General features: G+C 66.3%; 15 protein-coding genes. 8 read left to right on the top strand and 7 right to left on the bottom strand.

The features are described 5' to 3' along the window. Positions 1 to 185: 185 nt before the first annotated feature. Complete coding sequence (locus H3005_RS20210) at positions 186 to 1,061, bottom strand: LysR substrate-binding domain-containing protein (protein WP_100554090.1); 876 nt, start codon at positions 1,059 to 1,061, stop codon at positions 186 to 188. Between the two features lie 101 nt (positions 1,062 to 1,162). On the opposite strand from H3005_RS20210, the gene H3005_RS20205 reads away from it, so the two are divergent. The 4 genes from H3005_RS20205 to dbpA all read left to right on the top strand — a co-directional run bounded on the left by H3005_RS20205 (position 1,163) and on the right by dbpA (position 4,655). Beyond that, complete coding sequence (locus H3005_RS20205) at positions 1,163 to 2,242, top strand: YeiH family protein (protein ID WP_100552299.1); 1,080 nt, start codon at positions 1,163 to 1,165, stop codon at positions 2,240 to 2,242. Between the two features lie 74 nt (positions 2,243 to 2,316). Beyond that, complete coding sequence (locus H3005_RS20200; protein WP_191078903.1) at positions 2,317 to 2,859, top strand: CbrC family protein; 543 nt, start codon at positions 2,317 to 2,319, stop codon at positions 2,857 to 2,859. Positions 2,860 to 2,903: 44 nt separating this feature from the next. Next, the gene (locus tag H3005_RS20195) at positions 2,904 to 3,176 is read left to right on the top strand and encodes a hypothetical protein (protein ID WP_100552297.1); all 273 of its coding nucleotides are present in this window, start codon (positions 2,904 to 2,906) and stop codon (positions 3,174 to 3,176) included. Between the two features lie 102 nt (positions 3,177 to 3,278). Continuing rightward, positions 3,279 to 4,655: an ATP-dependent RNA helicase DbpA gene (gene dbpA, locus H3005_RS20190; protein ID WP_089240500.1), complete on the top strand. Its 1,377-nt coding sequence runs from the start codon at positions 3,279 to 3,281 to the stop codon at positions 4,653 to 4,655. 105 nt (positions 4,656 to 4,760) lie between these two features. Here dbpA and H3005_RS20185 read toward each other — a convergent pair whose 3' ends face one another. The 4 genes from H3005_RS20185 to H3005_RS20170 all read right to left on the bottom strand — a co-directional run bounded on the left by H3005_RS20185 (position 4,761) and on the right by H3005_RS20170 (position 8,572). Beyond that, positions 4,761 to 5,297, bottom strand: a complete 537-nt coding sequence (locus H3005_RS20185; protein WP_100554089.1) for an adenine phosphoribosyltransferase — start codon at positions 5,295 to 5,297, stop codon at positions 4,761 to 4,763. 626 nt (positions 5,298 to 5,923) lie between these two features. Beyond that, positions 5,924 to 7,489: a YdiU family protein gene (locus H3005_RS20180; protein WP_100552296.1), complete on the bottom strand. Its 1,566-nt coding sequence runs from the start codon at positions 7,487 to 7,489 to the stop codon at positions 5,924 to 5,926. Positions 7,490 to 7,520: 31 nt separating this feature from the next. Beyond that, the gene (locus tag H3005_RS20175; protein ID WP_100552295.1) at positions 7,521 to 8,210 is read right to left on the bottom strand and encodes a glutathione S-transferase; all 690 of its coding nucleotides are present in this window, start codon (positions 8,208 to 8,210) and stop codon (positions 7,521 to 7,523) included. Positions 8,211 to 8,362: 152 nt separating this feature from the next. Beyond that, a complete protein-coding gene (locus tag H3005_RS20170; protein WP_025875108.1) occupies positions 8,363 to 8,572 on the bottom strand; it encodes a cold-shock protein in 210 nt (69 codons plus the stop codon). 304 nt (positions 8,573 to 8,876) lie between these two features. Here H3005_RS20170 and H3005_RS20165 point away from each other — a divergent pair, with 304 nt between their 5' ends. Next, on the top strand, positions 8,877 to 9,365 hold the full coding sequence (locus tag H3005_RS20165) for a YaiI/YqxD family protein (RefSeq protein WP_049466875.1): 489 nt from the start codon (positions 8,877 to 8,879) through the stop codon (positions 9,363 to 9,365). A 13-nt stretch (positions 9,366 to 9,378) separates the two neighbouring features. Here the strand turns inward: H3005_RS20165 and H3005_RS20160 are convergent, their stop codons facing one another. Further along, entirely contained in the window at positions 9,379 to 10,248 is an 870-nt protein-coding gene (locus H3005_RS20160; protein ID WP_191078902.1) for a pseudouridine synthase, read from the bottom strand. Between the two features lie 180 nt (positions 10,249 to 10,428). On the opposite strand from H3005_RS20160, the gene H3005_RS20155 reads away from it, so the two are divergent. The 3 genes from H3005_RS20155 to H3005_RS20145 all read left to right on the top strand — a co-directional run bounded on the left by H3005_RS20155 (position 10,429) and on the right by H3005_RS20145 (position 14,319). Next, positions 10,429 to 10,977, top strand: a complete 549-nt coding sequence (locus H3005_RS20155) for a YaeQ family protein (RefSeq protein WP_025875114.1) — start codon at positions 10,429 to 10,431, stop codon at positions 10,975 to 10,977. Next, complete coding sequence (locus tag H3005_RS20150; RefSeq protein ID WP_180167508.1) at positions 10,974 to 12,158, top strand: NAD(P)/FAD-dependent oxidoreductase; 1,185 nt, start codon at positions 10,974 to 10,976, stop codon at positions 12,156 to 12,158. Before H3005_RS20155 ends, H3005_RS20150 begins: the two co-directional genes overlap by 4 nt. A gap of 91 nt (positions 12,159 to 12,249) precedes the next feature. Next, complete coding sequence (locus H3005_RS20145; protein ID WP_191078901.1) at positions 12,250 to 14,319, top strand: EAL domain-containing protein; 2,070 nt, start codon at positions 12,250 to 12,252, stop codon at positions 14,317 to 14,319. A 112-nt stretch (positions 14,320 to 14,431) separates the two neighbouring features. Here H3005_RS20145 and fabV read toward each other — a convergent pair whose 3' ends face one another. Further along, entirely contained in the window at positions 14,432 to 15,691 is a 1,260-nt protein-coding gene (gene fabV / locus H3005_RS20140) for an enoyl-ACP reductase FabV (RefSeq protein WP_191078900.1), read from the bottom strand. Positions 15,692 to 15,970 lie beyond the last annotated feature (279 nt).

Here is a 15,970-nt window from a genome sequence, read left to right as displayed (position 1 = left end):
CATCCATGGCGCCAACGGTCCTGCAGCCCCACATCACCCCGCCTCAGACAGTTTCCCGCGATCTGTCGGAATGGCATGGCCTGCTCTTGGTGGGTGTCGACCTTGGTCGACACGTAGATCCACGCCATGCGTGGATGATCGCTGCAGGATCCATCAATGGATGCAATCGACTGGATTGCGGCGGACTACTCCACTTCCCCCAACAACGCCTGCAGGCCCGGCAACCATCGCTTGCCGGGGTGGCGTACCAGCCACAGCGTGCGCTGCAGGGCGGGTAGCGGGGTTTCCAGAATGCGCAGGCGGCCCAGGGCCAGCGGTTCTTCCAGCGCGTGGCGGGACAGGCAGGCCAGGCCGAGACCGGCGATGGCGGCTTGCTTGATGGCTTCGGTATTGCCCAGCTGCAGGGTCTGTGCGAAGCCGTGCAGGTACGGCAGCAATGCCTGTTCTACGGCCTCGCGGGTGCCTGAACCGGGTTCGCGCAGCAGCCAACGCGCTGCGCGCAGTTCATCCAGCGACCAGCGCGGAGGCGCATCCGCCGCTGCCACGATCACCAGCGGATCCTGCTGCCAGGCGGTCACCTGCAGTCCGCGTTCGTGGCATGGGCCTTCAATCAATCCTGCATCCACGTCCAACCGTTGAACGGCCGCCACCACGCCTGCACTGTTGTCGATGCGCAGATCGACCTCGGCCTGCGGCGCCTGCCGCAGCAGTTCGGCGATACGCGGCGGCAGCAGGTAGTTGCCGATGGTGGTGCTGGCCGCCAGTACCAGCCGCAGTGGTGCGCCTTGGGCCGGGTCACCGCCCGCCGCCAACTGCCGCTCCAGATCGGCGGCATTGACCAGCAGCGCGCGCGCCGGTTCCAGCAACGCCCGGCCGTGGCCGTTCAACGCCAGACGACGGCCGATGCGGTCGAACAGCGGCGTGCCGAAATGCGCCTCCAGTTCCTGCAGCGCGGCGCTGCTGGCCGATTGCGAGAGGGCGATGGCCTGGCCGGCGGCCGTGGTGCTGCCGTGATCGGCGATGGCGACGAAGACCTGCAGCTGGCGAAGGGTCAGGCGCACATTCAACCTGCCACATAGGTAATTTTCACCAATATTATTCGTTTTACAGGTCAATGTGGCGAGCGCACGCTGGCATGGCCTCTCCAGACCCTTCCACTGCCATGAACGCCCCTGCTCTCTCCTCCTGGTCCCTGCCCGCCCTGCGCCAGCGCTGGCAGCCGCGGCTGCCCGGCCTGCTGCTGGTCGGCCTGGTCGCGGCCGCTTCGCTGTATCTGGCCGAGCTGCCTTGGCTGCAGGCGCACGGCCTGAGCGCGCTGACCGTGGCGATCGTCGCTGGCATCGTGGTCGGCAACACGTTCTATCCACGGCTGGCCCCTGCCAGCGCGGCGGGCGTCGGCTTCTCCAAGCATTGGCTGCTGCGCGCGGGCATCGTGCTGTACGGCCTGCGGCTGACCTTCCAGGACATCGGCCACGTCGGCATCGCCGGCGTGCTGATGGACGTACTGGTGGTGGCGAGCACCTTCGGCCTGGCCTGCTGGCTGGGCGTGCGGGTGTTCAAGATGGAGCGCGAGGCCGCCATGCTGATCGGTGCCGGCAGCGCGATCTGCGGTGCGGCCGCCGTCATGGCCGCCGAACCGGTGGTGCGCGGCCGTGCTGCGCAGGTGACGGTGGCGGTGTCGACGGTGGTGGTGTTCGGCACGTTGGCGATGTTCCTGTATCCCGCGCTGTACGCGCTGGTGCAGTCACATGGCTGGCTGGCGATGGACGCACAGCAGTACGGCCTGTTCACCGGCGCGACGGTGCACGAGGTCGCGCAGGTGGTCGCCGCCGGACGCGCGGTAAGCGAGCCGGCCGCCGATACCGCTGTCATCACCAAGATGGTGCGGGTGATGCTGCTGGCACCGTTCCTCATCGCGCTGTCGCTGTGGCTGGCGCGCGGCGGCAAGGCGGCGGCGGACGGCGGCAAGGCCCGGATCGTGGTGCCGTGGTTCGCGTTCGGTTTCGTGGCGGTTGCCGGCCTCAATTCGCTGCACCTGCTGCCGGCCGGGCTGCAGGCAGCGCTGGTGCAGCTGGATACGGTGCTGCTGGCGATGGCGATGGCCGCACTGGGCCTGACCACCCACGTCTCGGCCCTGCGTCAGGCCGGTCTGAAGCCGCTGCTGCTGGCGCTGATCCTGTTCGGCTGGCTGCTGTTCGGCGGCCTGGCGATCCATCAGGGTGTGCTGGCGGTGCTGGGCTGAGCGACCCTCCCAGCTTGCCTGGACCATCCGCAGGTCGTACAAGAACGTCCCCTGCGCTGCACTGGATGGACGCCATGAGCATCAATGACTTTCCAAACTTCCACTACCACCCGGACCCGGTTGCGACGGGCAACGTGGGGCCGTCCTCGGCTGCCTGCAGGGTCTGCCAGCAAGCGCGTGGATACGTGTACCTGCGCGATGCCATCCACGCAGGGCGCGAAGATTATTCAGAGCAGATCTGCCCTTGGTGCATTGCCGATGGCCGTGCAGCGTCGGCACTGGATGTGGCATTTGCCTGCAGTCTGGATGTCGACCAAGAAGTGCCCGAAACCGCCTTGGAAGAGCTGTCCCTGCGCACGCCAGGCTATGTCAGTTTTCAAGGCGAAAAATGGCTGGCACATTGCAGCGATGTCTGCCGCTTCCTGGGCGACGCCACCATGGAACAGGTGAGTCAGGCCTCGGCAACGACCATCGCGGCATGGTGCGCGGCCAATAGCGCCGACGAAATACTCTGGTCGGAGCTGGTCAGCGACTACGCGCCCGGTGGAGATATCGGTTTCTACACGTTCGAGTGCCTGCACTGCGGCCTGATCCAGTTCCATGTTGACGCGGCCTGAGTCTCCTCCTGCTCCTGTCCAACGTGGATCGTTAGACTTGAGGCATGCCCGCATCTCCCACCCTGCTGCCGATCCCGTTGCGCCTGCTGGATGATCGCTATGGGCCGGGCAATGTCGATGAAGCCGAAGACACGCTGATCGGGATCGTGCAGGCGGTGATGGGCGAGCAGGCAAGCTGTGCGTTCAATTTCGACACGCAGCACGCCAACCCGTGGTTCCACCAGCTGCTGCTGGAACCCAGGGCCGCTGGAAAGCCAGCCACCCCGGAGCAGTTGCAGGCGATGGCTGATCGGCTGGTGGCCCTGGGGCTGGGTTGAGGGGACGTTCGGCCGAGGTGCCGACCAAGGTCGGCCGCTACCGGGCGCCCCCTCAATCGTGAACGACGGCGGGACCGGCCGCGCGCACAGGTACAATGCGCCATGACTGATTTCTCGACCCTGCCGCTGAGCCCGGCCCTGCAGCCCGGCCTGGATGCCCTCGGCTACACCACCCTCACGCCGATCCAGGCGCAGAGCCTGCCCGCCATTCTTGATGGCCGCGATGTCATTGCCCAAGCCCCTACCGGCAGCGGCAAGACCGCTGCCTTCGGCCTGGGCCTGCTGCAGTCCATCGACCCCAGCCTGATCCGCGTGCAGGGGCTGGTGCTGTGCCCCACCCGCGAGCTGGCGGACCAGGTGGCAAAGCAGATCCGCAAGCTGGCCACCGGCATCCCCAACCTGAAGCTGCTGCTGCTGACCGGCGGCACGCCGCTGGGCCCGCAGCTGGCGTCGCTTGAAAGCCACGATCCGCACGTGGTGGTCGGCACGCCCGGCCGCGTGCAGGAACTGGCGCGCAAGCGCGCACTGAATCTGGGCGCCGTGCGTACGCTGGTGCTGGATGAAGCCGACCGCATGCTCGACATGGGTTTCGAAGAGCCGATCCGTGAGATCGCCGGCCGTACCCACCGCGATCGCCAGAGCCTGCTGTTCTCGGCCACTTTCCCCGACACCATTCGCGCCATGGCCCGCGACCTGCTGCGCGATGCGGTGGAAGTGACCGTGGAAGGCGCCGATCAGGCGCCGGCCATCCGTCATCTGTTCTGCGAGGTCGAACCGGCGCACCGGCAGAAGGCACTGGCCGGCCTGCTGCTGAAGTACACGCCTGAATCGGCCGTGGTGTTCTGCAACACCCGCAAGGACGTGGACGAAGTGGCCAACTCGCTGCAGCAGTTCGGCTTCTCCGCGCTCGCCCTGCATGGCGACATGGAGCAGCGCGACCGTGAGGAAGTGCTGCTGCGCCTGGCCAACCGCAGCTGCAACGTGCTGGTTGCCAGCGACGTCGCCGCACGCGGGCTGGATGTGGAAGAGCTGGCAGCAGTGATCAACTACGAGCTGCCGACCGACGTCGAGAGTTACCAGCACCGTGTCGGCCGTACTGGTCGTGCCGGCGCCAGTGGCCTGGCGATCAGCCTTGTGGCAGGCCGCGAAAAGAACCGCGCCGACGCCATCGAAGCGCAGCGCGGCGAGCCGCTGGATTGGCAGAAAACGCCGCTGGCGACGTCGCGCCCGGCCGAGCTGCCGCAGGCGGCGATGCGCACCCTGCGTATCGATGGCGGCAAGACCGACAAGCTGCGCGCGGGCGACATCCTCGGCGCACTCACCGGCGACGCCGGCCTGTCGGCCAAGTTCATCGGCAAGATCGCGATCTTCCCGACCCGCTCCTATGTGGCTATCGCCCGCGAGCAGGTCAACAAGGCGGTGGCGAAGCTGGAAGCCGGCAAGATCAAGGGCCGACGGTTCCGCGTGCGGATGATGTGATTGAAGGAGCGCTGCCAATCACGGTTGGCAGCGACTTGACCTGGTAGTGGCCAACCTTGGTTCGCCCATCCACGCGGTGCCAACCAAGGTTGGCAGCTACCGGAATCAGAACACCAGTTCGGTGTGCAGCGGCAGATCCGCTTCCCAGCGGCCACGGCCACCCAGGCCGTCCAGCTCGACCAGCACGCCGGCGCCGACTACTTCCACGCCCAGGCGGCGCACCAGCGACAACGCAGCAACCAGCGTGCCGCCGGTTGCCAGCACGTCATCGATGATCGCTACGCGCGCACCTGCGGGCAGCGCGTCGGCATGCACTTCGATGCAGTCGCTGCGGTATTCCAGGGTGTATTCCTCGCGCAGCACCTTGCCCGGCAGCTTGCCCGGCTTGCGCACCGGCACGAAGCCGACGCCCAGTTCCAGCGACATGGCCGCGCCCAGAATGAAGCCACGCGATTCGATGCCGACCACCGCGTCCAGCTTCTGCCCGCGCCAGCGATCGGCCATCGCTGCGATCGCGCCACGGAAGTCCTCGCTGTGGGCGAGCAGCGGCATGATGTCCTTGAACAGGATGCCCGGCTTGGGGAAGTCGGCGATGTCGCGCAGGCGCGAGGCCCACTGCGGAGCGACGATGGCGTCGGTCATGGCGATTCGGTTGTCTGATGGCGGCATAGGGTACCTGTTCCGGGCGCCGGCTGCCTGTTGAGCGGTTCGGCCGGGCTGCACCCGGCACCTGCAGAGGCAGCAGCAACAGCCGAAGCAACAGCAACGGCGTGCATTCCGTGGGATGGCGGGGCACTGTGGGTCTGCGGGGGCGCCGTGAATCCGTCCATGGAGGCTTGGTCGCCGCATCCATGCGGCTCACACCCCGCAAACCCACAGTGCCCCGCCTTCGACAGTTTGCCGGTAGCCAGTAGATCCACGCCATGCGTGGATGAATCTCTATCGAAATCGAATATTTCGAGAATTGAACGAAGAGCATCCACGCATGGCGTGGATCTACCGTGTCGACCAAGGTCGACACCTACCCACAGCAGCGGGAATCTGTCGGAGGTGGGGCGGTGTCGGAGTGCGGGGCGTCCTGCCCAACCCCGGTCTTGCCGTGTGCGCAGGAGCGCGCACACGAGCAAGCGGCTGCCAAGCCTACAAGGACGTACTTGCGGCGCCCCCGCACTCCGACACCGCCCCGCCAAACCACGGAATCCAGCTTTTGCTCTGGCTGTTGACCTGGCCTCTGCAGGTGCAGGGCGCAGCCCTGCCAAAACCCACCCTCAGGAACTGCAGGACAGCATCGAACAGCCTGCGCGATTGTCTGCCCACGCTGGGCGCTTGCCGGCGTAATGCTCCAGCCGCGGGCGTTCGGTGTACGGATCACGCAGTACGTCCTGCAGGGCGTGCACACCGCCCAGGTCGCCCTGCTCGGCGCGGTCGATTGCTTCCTGTGCCAACCAGTTGCGCAGCACATACAGCGGATTGGCTGCGCCCATCTTCGCGAACCGCTCTGGTGCCGACAGTGGATCGGCACGCAGTCGGGCCGCGTAATCCTGCAGCCACTGCTGCAGAGGTTCCTGCACCGCGTGCTGCCGCTCGGGGTCGTAGAAGACTTCGGCCAGTACCCCCGCATCGGGTGCATTGGCATCGATGCGCAGCAGCGCACGCCATGCCAGGGTCATGTCCATGCCACCGTCCTGCATCAGCTGCTGCCAGCGCTGGTAGAGCTGCAGATCGGCATCGTCGGCCGCTGCCAGACCCAGCTTGGCCGCCACATCGCGACGGGTGCAGGCGACAAAGGTCGCCTGGTAGGCGGCCAGCCCTGCCTGCAGCGGCTGCACATCGGCGAACAACGGCGACAGCGCCTGTGCCAGACGGCTGAGGTTCCAGTACGCCACCTGCGGCTGGGTGCCGAAACGATAGCGACGCCCCTGCGCATCGGTGGTGTTCGGCGTCCAGTCCGGATCGAAGTCCTCGACCCAGCCATACGGGCCATAGTCCAGGGTCACGCCGAGCACCGAGAGGTTGTCGGTGTTCATCACCCCATGCACGAAACCGACGCGCATCCAGTGCGCGATCATCTCTGCGGTACGCACGGCGATCTGTGCGAACCAGTCGCCATAAAGCGCTTCGCCCTGCCCCTTCAGTTCCGGGAAATCGCGGGCGATGCAGGCGTCGACCATCTGCTTCAGCAGTGCGGTCTCGCCACGTGAAGCGGGCAGTTCAAATGAGCCAAAACGCAGGAACGAGGGCGATACCCGGCAGACGATCGCGCCAGGCTCCGCGCGCGGATGACCGTCATAGAACATGTCGCGCACTACGTCCTCGCCGGTTCCCACCAGCGACAGGGCGCGGGTAGTCGGCACGCCGAGATGATGCATCGCCTCGCTGCACAGGAACTCGCGGATCGACGAGCGCAGCACCGCACGGCCGTCGGCGCCGCGCGAGTACGGCGTGGGCCCGGCGCCCTTCAACTGCAGTTCCCAGTGCCTGCCATCGGCGCCGATCAACTCGCCCAGCGAGATGGCGCGACCATCACCCAACTGCCCGGCCCAATGCCCGAACTGATGGCCTCCATAGTTGGCCGCCCACGGCTGCATGCCCGCATACAGCGCGTTGCCAGCGAACACCTGGGCGAAGCCTTCATCATCGACCTGCGCAGGATCGAACCCGAGCAGCGCGGCAACCTCCGGCGACCACGCCAGCAGCACCGGCGCTGCAACAGGCGTCGGCATCACCGGCGACCACGCCGCACCCAGCACTTCGCGCCGGCGCGGGCCGGACTCGGGATCGCCCGGCAACAGATTCAGCAGGCGGTTGTCGAACTGGGGAGCTGTGGTATCCATGAGCACAGCATGGGGGCGAGGATGGCCGTCCTCAATCGCCGCGCAGGGCCTGCAATGCCCCACCGTGCGCCTCGGCACGCTGGTAGGCCGGACGCTCACCGATGCGCTTGAGGAAGCCACGCAATGCCGGCTTGTCGTCCAGCCCGCCGCCGCGTGCGGCCGCTGCCTGGATCGGGAAGCTCATCTGGATGTCCGCGGCGGTGAAGCGCTCCCCGGCAAACCACGGGCTTTCGGCCAGGCGCCGTTCCATCCAGTCCAGATGCAGGCGTCGTTGCGGGCCGACGAAACCGCGCTCGGCCTTGTCGGCGATGCTGCGGGCAATCGGCCGCGCGAAGAACGGCATCGGCGCGCTGCGGATGCGGCTGATCACCAGCGTCAGCAGCATCGGCGGCATCGCCGAGCCTTCGGCATAGTGCAGCCAGTAGCGGTAGTCGATGCGCTCTTTGCCGTCGGCCGGCACCGGCGACGGCGACAGCTGCCGCTGCACGTCGTAGCGGTCAACCAGGTAGTCGAGGATGGCGCCGGATTCGGCGAGGATGAGATCGCCATCCTGCAGCACCGGCGCCTTGCCCAGCGGATGCACCTGGCGCAGTTCCGGCGGCGCCAGCATCGTCTTCGGGTCGCGCGGGTAGCGGCGCAGCTCGTAGTCCAGCCCCAGCTCCTCCAGCATCCACAGCACGCGCAGCGAACGGGAGTTTTCCAGATGATGGACGATGCGCATGGGGACGATCCTTGGGGAGGCCTGCATCGTACCGTGCCGGGTGCATGCCCTTTGTAGAGCCGGGCCTGGCTCGACGCTACAGGAAGCCCATAACGAAAAACGCCGGGAGCTTTCGCTCCCGGCGTTCTGGCTACCAAACGGTAGCAGACGGATTAGACCGCCTGCACCTGGTCAGCCTGCATACCCTTCTGACCCTGGACGGCGACGAAGGTAACCTTCTGGCCTTCCTGCAGGGTCTTGAAGCCGGTGCCCTGGATCGCGCGGAAATGCACGAACAGGTCCGGGCCGCTTTCCGGGGTGATGAAGCCGAAGCCCTTGGCGTCGTTGAACCACTTGACAGTGCCGGTCTGACGATCAGACATATTTACTAACTCCTGAAACACATGTTGAAAAAAATCGCAGCCACCGGGTATCGGGGCCGAGACTGAGTTGCAGGCGTTGGTAAAGCGGATCGATGAGCGGATCGTGAGATCAACTGCACCAGGCCACGATTCACGGTGACCCTAGCAAACACAGTGGGCCAGACGATACGCGTGTTTTGAGCAAAAAGCGATAGCCTTGATATTCAGCGACAAATGGCCGGTCCCTAGGCAGGGCAAGGGGTTGCACCAGATCGAGGCTAAACCCGGGCCCCCATTCAGGTTTTTCCTACCCTACACTGGGTAAATGACTGAAGCTGAAACCCGAGCTGAACCCCTGCTCCCCCGCATCTGGGTGGACGCAGACGCCTGCCCCGTCGTCATTCGCGACATCCTGTTCCGCGCCGCTGAACGGGTCGGTGTGGAACTGACCCTGGTCGCCAACCAGTGGATCCGCACCCCACCCTCGCGCTGGCTGCGTTCGATCCAGGTGCCGCAGGGACTGGATGTGGCTGACAGCGCCATTGTCGAGCGGGTGGCCGCCGGCGACCTGGTGGTCACCCAGGACATCCCGCTGGCCGCCCTGGTGCTGGAGAAGAAGGGGGTGGCCCTGAACCCACGCGGCCAGCTGTACACCCCCAACAACATGGCCGAGCGGCTGTCGATGCGCAATTTCATGGAAGAGCTGCGTGGCTCGGGCGTGCAGACCGGCGGACCGCCTCCTCTGGGCGCGCGCGACCGCCAGCTGTTCGCTGCCGAGCTGGACCGCTGGCTGGCGCGCCGCCCGAACAGGTGAGTCCAGCTGTACCTCAGCCGGAAACGCTCAAGGTGCGCGCACTGCGGAAGCTGCGCCGCTGGCCCGTCAGCGGATCATCAAAGGCCAGTGCCTGCGCCAGCAGCTGCAACGGCGGCTCGCCCTCACCCTGCGGCCGGTCCTGCAGCTGCGGGTAGAACCCGTCGCCCAGGATCGGCGCGCCGAGCGCAGCCATATGGACGCGCAGCTGATGCTTGCGTCCGGATTCCGGCACAAGCCGGTAGCGCCAGACCGGGCCGTGCGCATCGATGACCTCGATACGGGTCCGCGCATTCGGTTCGCCGGGACCTTCGACCATACGGAAGAACGGCTCCCCTGGCTGCAGCCGGCTGTGCCGCTCCAGCGGAAACCGCAGATCGGGCAAGGCCTGTGCCAGCGCCTCGTAAGTCTTCTCGATGCGGCGCTCACGGAACAGGCGCTGGTAGGCGTCGCGCGTCTCCGGCCGGGTGGAGAACAACACCAGGCCGGCCGTCAGCCGGTCCAGCCGATGCAACGGCACCAGCTCGGTGTTGCCGGTGCGCTCGATCAGGCGCGCCAACAGGGTTTCGCGCACGAAGGCACCGGCAGGCGCGGTCGGCAGGAAGTGCGGTTTGTCAGCCACAAGCAGGTGCGCGTCGTGATGCAGGATGGTCTCCACGACGGGAATCACCGGCTCGTCAGCCACTTCACGGAAGTAGCGGATCTCCAGCCCCACCCGCCACGGCATGTCGGCCGCCAGCGCCCTGCCCTGCGCGTCCTGCACCCGCCCCCGCGCGAAGCGGCTCTCCCACTGCAACCGGTCGATGCGCGGGAAGCGCGCACACAGCCCCTCCAGCAGGGAAACCCAGTTACCGGGCGGCAGCTGCAGTCGGCTGGGCGTGGTCATGGCGCGGTCGTGGCGCTGTCGATCTGCAGCCGGCGCGGAGGTGAACGGGACATACGACAGGGCAAGCCGGAAGCATCAGGGCGGCCAGCGTGCCACCGATCACGCCCTGCCGACACCCCCATACCGGACACCCCCGGGGCAAACCTCTATCATTGACGGTCTTTACCCCTCTGGATCTTCATGGCCCTCACCGCCACCATCCGCAAGGCCGAACTGCAGATCAGCGACATGGATCGCGGCTACTACGCGACCCACAACCTGACCCTGGCCCAGCATCCGTCTGAAACCGACGAACGCCTGATGGTGCGCCTGCTCGCCTTCGCGCTGAACGCTGGCGACCGCCTGGAGTTCGGCCGCGGCCTGAGTACCGACGATGAGCCGGACCTGTGGGAACACGACTACACCGGCGACATCCTGCAGTGGATCGACCTCGGCCATCCGGACGAGTCGCGCATCCGCAAGGCCAGCAACCGCAGCCGACAGGTGCAGGTGGTCAACTACGGCGGCAATGCGTCGGACATCTGGTGGCAGAAACAGGGCAAGGGCCTTGCCCGCTTCGACAACCTGTCGGTGGTTGACCTGGACGGCGGATTCGTCGACCTGTGGGGCCAGCAGATCCAGCGTGCGATGCGCTGGAGCGTGCTGATCCAGGACGCCGAAGTGCAGCTGCTCAACGATCAGATGCAGCTGGACGTGATCCCCAACTGGCGCAAGCGCGCCAAGGCATGAGCACGATCCGCTGCGACGTGCTGGTGATCGGTGCCGGCGCAGCCGGGCTGATGACCGCGATCACGGCGGGCCAGCGCGGCCGGCATGTGCAGGTGATCGACCACGCCAACAAGATCGGCAAGAAGATCCTGATGTCCGGCGGTGGTCGCTGCAACTTCACCAACACCGGCACCACCCCGGCCAACTTCCTGTCGGCCAATCCGCATTTCTGCAAGTCGGCGCTGGCGCGTTACTCGCCCTACCACTTCATCGAGATGGTCGAGCGCCACGGCATCGCCTATCACGAAAAAGAGCTGGGCCAGCTGTTCTGCGATGTCTCGTCCAAGCAGATCGTGAAGATGCTGGTGGACGAGTGCCAGCAGGCCGGCGTGCAGATCCGCACGCAGTGCAGCGTGGAGCGCATCGAGCACGGCACTGACGGCTTCCGCGTGCACACCACGCACGGCCTGTTCCATTGCGCCTCGCTGGTGGTCGCCACCGGCGGCCTGTCCATTCCCAGCCTCGGTGCAACCGGGTTCGGCTATGAGATCGCGCGCCAGTTCGGCCACCAGCTGCTGCCGACGCGCGCCGGCCTGGTGCCGTTGACACTCAGCGGCACCCACCAGGAGCGCCTGGCCGAGCTCAGCGGCGTCGCCCTGCCGGTCGAGGCGAGCTGCAACGGCACCAGCTTCCGCAACTTCATGCTGCTGACCCATCGTGGCGTCAGTGGCCCGGCCATCCTGCAGATTTCCTCGTTCTGGCAACCCGGTGACGCGCTGTCGCTGGATCTGCTGCCCGGCCAGGATGCCGCCGGATGGCTGCGCCAGATGAAGCGCGAACGCCCCGCCGCGGAACTGCGTACAGTGCTGGGCGATGTGCTGCCCAAACGACTGGCGCAGCGCCTGTGCGAGCACTGGCTGCCTGACCGCCCGGTACGTCAGCTGGACGAGCCGGACCTACGCAAGGCAGCGCAGGTGCTTTCAGCATTCCCGCTGGTGGCCAGCGGCACCGAGGGCTACCGCACCGCCGAAGTCACCCTGGGCGGTGTCGATACCAACGAAGTCTCTTCGTCGACGCTGGAATCCAAGCGCGTGCCTGGCCTGCATTTCGTCGGCGAGGTGCTGGACGTGACCGGCTGGCTGGGCGGCTACAACTTCCAGTGGGCCTGGGCCAGCGGGCACGCAGCCGGCTGCGTGGTGTGAACCGCATCGCCGTTCCGGGCACGCAAGCGTTGCGCGCATGGACGCGCCGCCACGCATCGTGTATCTAGATTTGCAGATTGGGGAGCAGTGCATGCAGAACGCGAACGACATCACCATCCGCCTGCTGATCGTCGATGACAGCGGCGAGAACGCCGAAGCCATCGTCAGCACCCTGCGCAACAGCGGCATCGCCGTGCGCCCATGGCGCCCGCAGGACTCGGCCGAGCTGTCGCAGGTACTGGCCAGCCAGGCGATCGACCTGGTGCTGGCGGCGCCCTCGCAGAGCATCCCGCTGCCACTGGTGGCCCAGCACATCGCCGCCAGCGGCAAGGACATCCCGCTGGTGCTGCTGGCCGAGCGCATCGACGAGGACGAACTGGTACAGGCCAGCAGCAACGGGGTTCGCGCCCTCGCCCTGCGCCAGCGCGCCGAACACCTGCTGGCGGTGGTCCGCGACCAGTGGGTCGACCTGCAGGCACGCCGCGGCCTGCGCCGGATCGAAGCGCAGATGCGCGAGACCGAGCGTCGCTGCGACGCGCTGATCGCCTCGTCGCGTGAACCGATTGCCTATGTCCACGAAGGCATGCACATCCGCGCCAACGATGCCTACCTGGAGATGTTCGGTTACGAGGATTTCGAGGAGGTCGAAGGCATCTCGCTGCTGGACATGGTCGCCGCCCAGCACGTGGATGATTTCAAGCAGCTGCTGAAGTCACTCAGCCGCGGCGAAGCGCCACCACCGCAGTACCAGCTCGACGCCCGCCACCAGGACGGCAACGCTTTCCCGGCGACGATGGAGTTCACCGCAGCCACCTACGAGGGCGAATCCTGCCTGCAGGTGGTGTTCCGCCGGCGCATGGAATTCGACCCGGAGCTGGCACGCGAGGTCGAAGACCTGCGCCAGCGCGACCAGGTCACCGGCCTGCTCAACCGCCCGACCTTCATGCTGCAGGTCGAGGACGCGGTTGCACAGGCCGGGCGCAGCGAGGGTCAGTTCGGCCTGCTGATGGTCGAACCGGATCATTACGCACGTCTGATCCCGGATATCGGACTGGCCTCGGCCGACGCCCTGATCGGCGCCCTCGCCGCCTTGCTGGCCGAGGTCGTTGGCGAGGATGCGCAGCTGGCCCGCTTCGGCGAACACAGTTTCGCCGTGCTGCAGTCCGGTCCCTATGCACAGACCGTGGCACTGGCCGAGCGAATCCGCGAAGCCTACGCCGCGCACGTCTTCAGCATCGGTGCGCGCTCGGCCACCGTGACCGTCAGCATTGGCGGGGTGCAGGTGGGCGAGAAGATCGCCAGCATCGGCCAGGTGCTGGCGCGCGCCAGTGAATGTACGCAGGCCGCTGCCGCCCTCGGCAATACCTGCCGTATCTTCGACCCGGCCGCTGTCGATCGCGTGGAAGAAGAGCGCGTGCAGCGCTGGGTCGCGCGTATCCGCGAGGCCTTGGCAGGCGATGGCTTCCAGCTGCATTACCAGCCGGTGCTGAACCTGCAGGGCGAGTCGCTGGAGCTGTATGAAGCCTACCTGCGGCTGGAACACAACGGAGAGTTGCTGAGCCCGACCGCCTTCCTCGGCATTGCCGAAGAACACGGCCTGCTGGCGGACATCAACCGCTGGGTCGTCTCGCAGGCGATCGCGGTACTGGGCGCGCGTGCGCGCGAGGGTCATCCGACGCAGATGCTGGTGAAGGTCACGCCGGAATCGTTCGACGATCCGAAGATGATCGCCACGCTGCGCCAGCAGTTGCAGGCACACGGCGTACCGGGCGAACGCCTGTGGCTGCATGCCCCGGAGTCAAAGGTGTTCACGCACCTGCGCAGCGCCCAGCAGTTCCTGGCGGAAGTGGCACCGCTCGGCTGCCGGATCGGTCTGGAGCAGTTCGGCTCGGGCCTGGATTCGTTCCAGCTGCTGGCCCACTTCCAGCCGCAGTTCCTCAAGCTTGATCGCGGCTTCACCAGCGACCTGGCCGCCACCCGCGAGAACATCGACCGGGTCAGCCAGATCACCGCACGCGCACAGGAAGCCGGCATCCGCACCATGGCCGAGTTCGTCAGCGACGCCAACTCGATGACACTGCTGTTCAGTGCCGGCGTGGATTACGTGCAGGGCGATTTCGTCGGCCCCGCAGCCCCGGCGATGAACTTCGAGTTCGGTTGACGCCTCTCTGTAGAGCCGAGCCATGCTCGGCTGCAGGGTCCAAGCGAAGAGCAGCCGAGCATGGCTCGGCTCTACATAATCAAGAAGGCCGGCTTGCGCCGGCCTTTTTCAATCAGGTCAGATCGACCAGATTGGGGATCTTCACGTCCGGGTTGACGTCGGCTTCGTAGTCGACGCCTTCGACACCGAAACCGAACAGACGCAGGAAATCGGCCTTGTAGCCAGCCAGATCGCTGATCTCGTACAGGTTCTCGTTGGTCACCTGCGGCCACAGCGCCAGCACCTCACCCTGCACGTCGGCCGTCATTTCCTTGTAGTCGGCGCGCAGGCGACCTTCTTCATCGATCAGCGCGACGGTGTGGCCATCGCCGTCGACCAGATCGTGGCGCAGGCGATCGACCGCCACGCCATCGGCCTTGGCGCCGTACAGAATGTCGTACAGCACGTCGAGCTGCTCGATGCAGCCTTCGTGGGTGCCCTTCGCCTTCATCACCTTGAACAGCAGCGACAGGTACAGCGGCATGGTCGGAATGGCCGAGCTGGCCTGGGTCACCACTGCCTTCAGCACCGACACGCGCGCATCGCCGCCGATCCTGGCCAGCTTCTCGCGCAGGCCCAGCACCTTGTCGTCCAGATCCTTCTTGGCGGCACCGATGGAGCCATTCCAGTAGATCGCCTGGGTGATCTCTTCGCCCACGTAGGTGAAGGCCGTGGTGGTGCAACCATTGGCCAGCACGCCGGCATCGGCCAGCGCGTCGATCCACATCTGCCAGTCCTCACCGCCCATCACCGCGACGGTGCCGGCGATTTCTTCCGGAGTCGCCGGCTGCAGGTGGGTTTCGGTCAGCACTTCCTTGTCGGTATCCAGACCACGCAGGGTGATCGGCTCGCCGATCGGCTTCAGCGTGGAGCTGATGATCTCACCGGTCTTGGGGTGCTTGCGGCGCGGCGCAGCCAGGCTGTAGACCACCTGATCGACCTGGCCGAGATCGGCTTTGATCATCTCGATGGTCTTCGCCTTCACCTCGTCGGAGAACGCATCGCCGTTGATGCTCTTGGCATACAGGCCTGCTTCGTCGGCGTACTTGTGGAACGCCGCGGAGTTGTACCAGCCCGCCGTGCCCGGCTTGGTTTCACTGCCCGGGCGCTCGAAGAAGATACCCAGGGTTGCAGCGCCACTACCGAAGGCTGCAGTGATGCGCGCGGCCAGGCCGTAGCCGGTCGAGGCGCCGATCACCAGCACGCGCTTGGGGCCGTTCTGGATCGGCGGGCGCGCACGGATGTAGTCGATCTGCTGCTTGACGGCGGCGTCGCAGCCGGTCGGGTGGGTGGTGACGCAGATGAAGCCGCGGACGCGCGGTTTGATGACCATGAAGACCTCGGGTTGGCAGATGCGGCGCACAGGGCGCTCAGCAGGAATACGGGCACGCGTGTGCGCGCGAACCGCAGGATCGTAGTGCGCAGGGGCCGATTGCACAACCGACGCTGCCGTAGGGTGGTGGTGTTCTGCAGGGTTGCACCCTGCACCTGCAGAGGCAACGGCAACGGCCGAAGCAACGTCAAAAGCTGGGCTACTGAGGGATGGCGGGGTGGGTCCGGTTGCGGGGGACGCCGTAAATACGTCCCTGTAGGCTTGGCCGCGGCATCCATG

The organism is Stenotrophomonas sp. Br8, assembly GCF_014763005.1.
In the GTDB taxonomy this organism is placed as follows: domain Bacteria; phylum Pseudomonadota; class Gammaproteobacteria; order Xanthomonadales; family Xanthomonadaceae; genus Stenotrophomonas; species Stenotrophomonas lactitubi.
Note: the sequence above shows the minus strand (reverse complement) of the source record. Positions and strands in the feature narration are given on the sequence as shown.

What these genes read in the sequence shown, in the direction of transcription:
- H3005_RS20205 (WP_100552299.1), top strand. Translation starts at nt 1,163, where the DNA reads ATGAACGCCCCTGCTCTCTCCTCCTGGTCCCTGCCCGCCCTGCGCCAG.
- H3005_RS20200 (WP_191078903.1), top strand. Translation starts at nt 2,317, where the DNA reads ATGAGCATCAATGACTTTCCAAACTTCCACTACCACCCGGACCCGGTT.
- H3005_RS20195 (WP_100552297.1), top strand. Translation starts at nt 2,904, where the DNA reads ATGCCCGCATCTCCCACCCTGCTGCCGATCCCGTTGCGCCTGCTGGAT.
- dbpA (WP_089240500.1), top strand. Translation starts at nt 3,279, where the DNA reads ATGACTGATTTCTCGACCCTGCCGCTGAGCCCGGCCCTGCAGCCCGGC.
- H3005_RS20185 (WP_100554089.1), bottom strand. Translation starts at nt 5,297, where the DNA reads ATGACCGACGCCATCGTCGCTCCGCAGTGGGCCTCGCGCCTGCGCGAC.
- H3005_RS20180 (WP_100552296.1), bottom strand. Translation starts at nt 7,489, where the DNA reads ATGGATACCACAGCTCCCCAGTTCGACAACCGCCTGCTGAATCTGTTG.
- H3005_RS20175 (WP_100552295.1), bottom strand. Translation starts at nt 8,210, where the DNA reads ATGCGCATCGTCCATCATCTGGAAAACTCCCGTTCGCTGCGCGTGCTG.
- H3005_RS20170 (WP_025875108.1), bottom strand. Translation starts at nt 8,572, where the DNA reads ATGTCTGATCGTCAGACCGGCACTGTCAAGTGGTTCAACGACGCCAAG.
- H3005_RS20165 (WP_049466875.1), top strand. Translation starts at nt 8,877, where the DNA reads ATGACTGAAGCTGAAACCCGAGCTGAACCCCTGCTCCCCCGCATCTGG.
- H3005_RS20160 (WP_191078902.1), bottom strand. Translation starts at nt 10,248, where the DNA reads ATGACCACGCCCAGCCGACTGCAGCTGCCGCCCGGTAACTGGGTTTCC.
- H3005_RS20155 (WP_025875114.1), top strand. Translation starts at nt 10,429, where the DNA reads ATGGCCCTCACCGCCACCATCCGCAAGGCCGAACTGCAGATCAGCGAC.
- H3005_RS20150 (WP_180167508.1), top strand. Translation starts at nt 10,974, where the DNA reads ATGAGCACGATCCGCTGCGACGTGCTGGTGATCGGTGCCGGCGCAGCC.
- H3005_RS20145 (WP_191078901.1), top strand. Translation starts at nt 12,250, where the DNA reads ATGCAGAACGCGAACGACATCACCATCCGCCTGCTGATCGTCGATGAC.
- fabV (WP_191078900.1), bottom strand. Translation starts at nt 15,691, where the DNA reads ATGGTCATCAAACCGCGCGTCCGCGGCTTCATCTGCGTCACCACCCAC.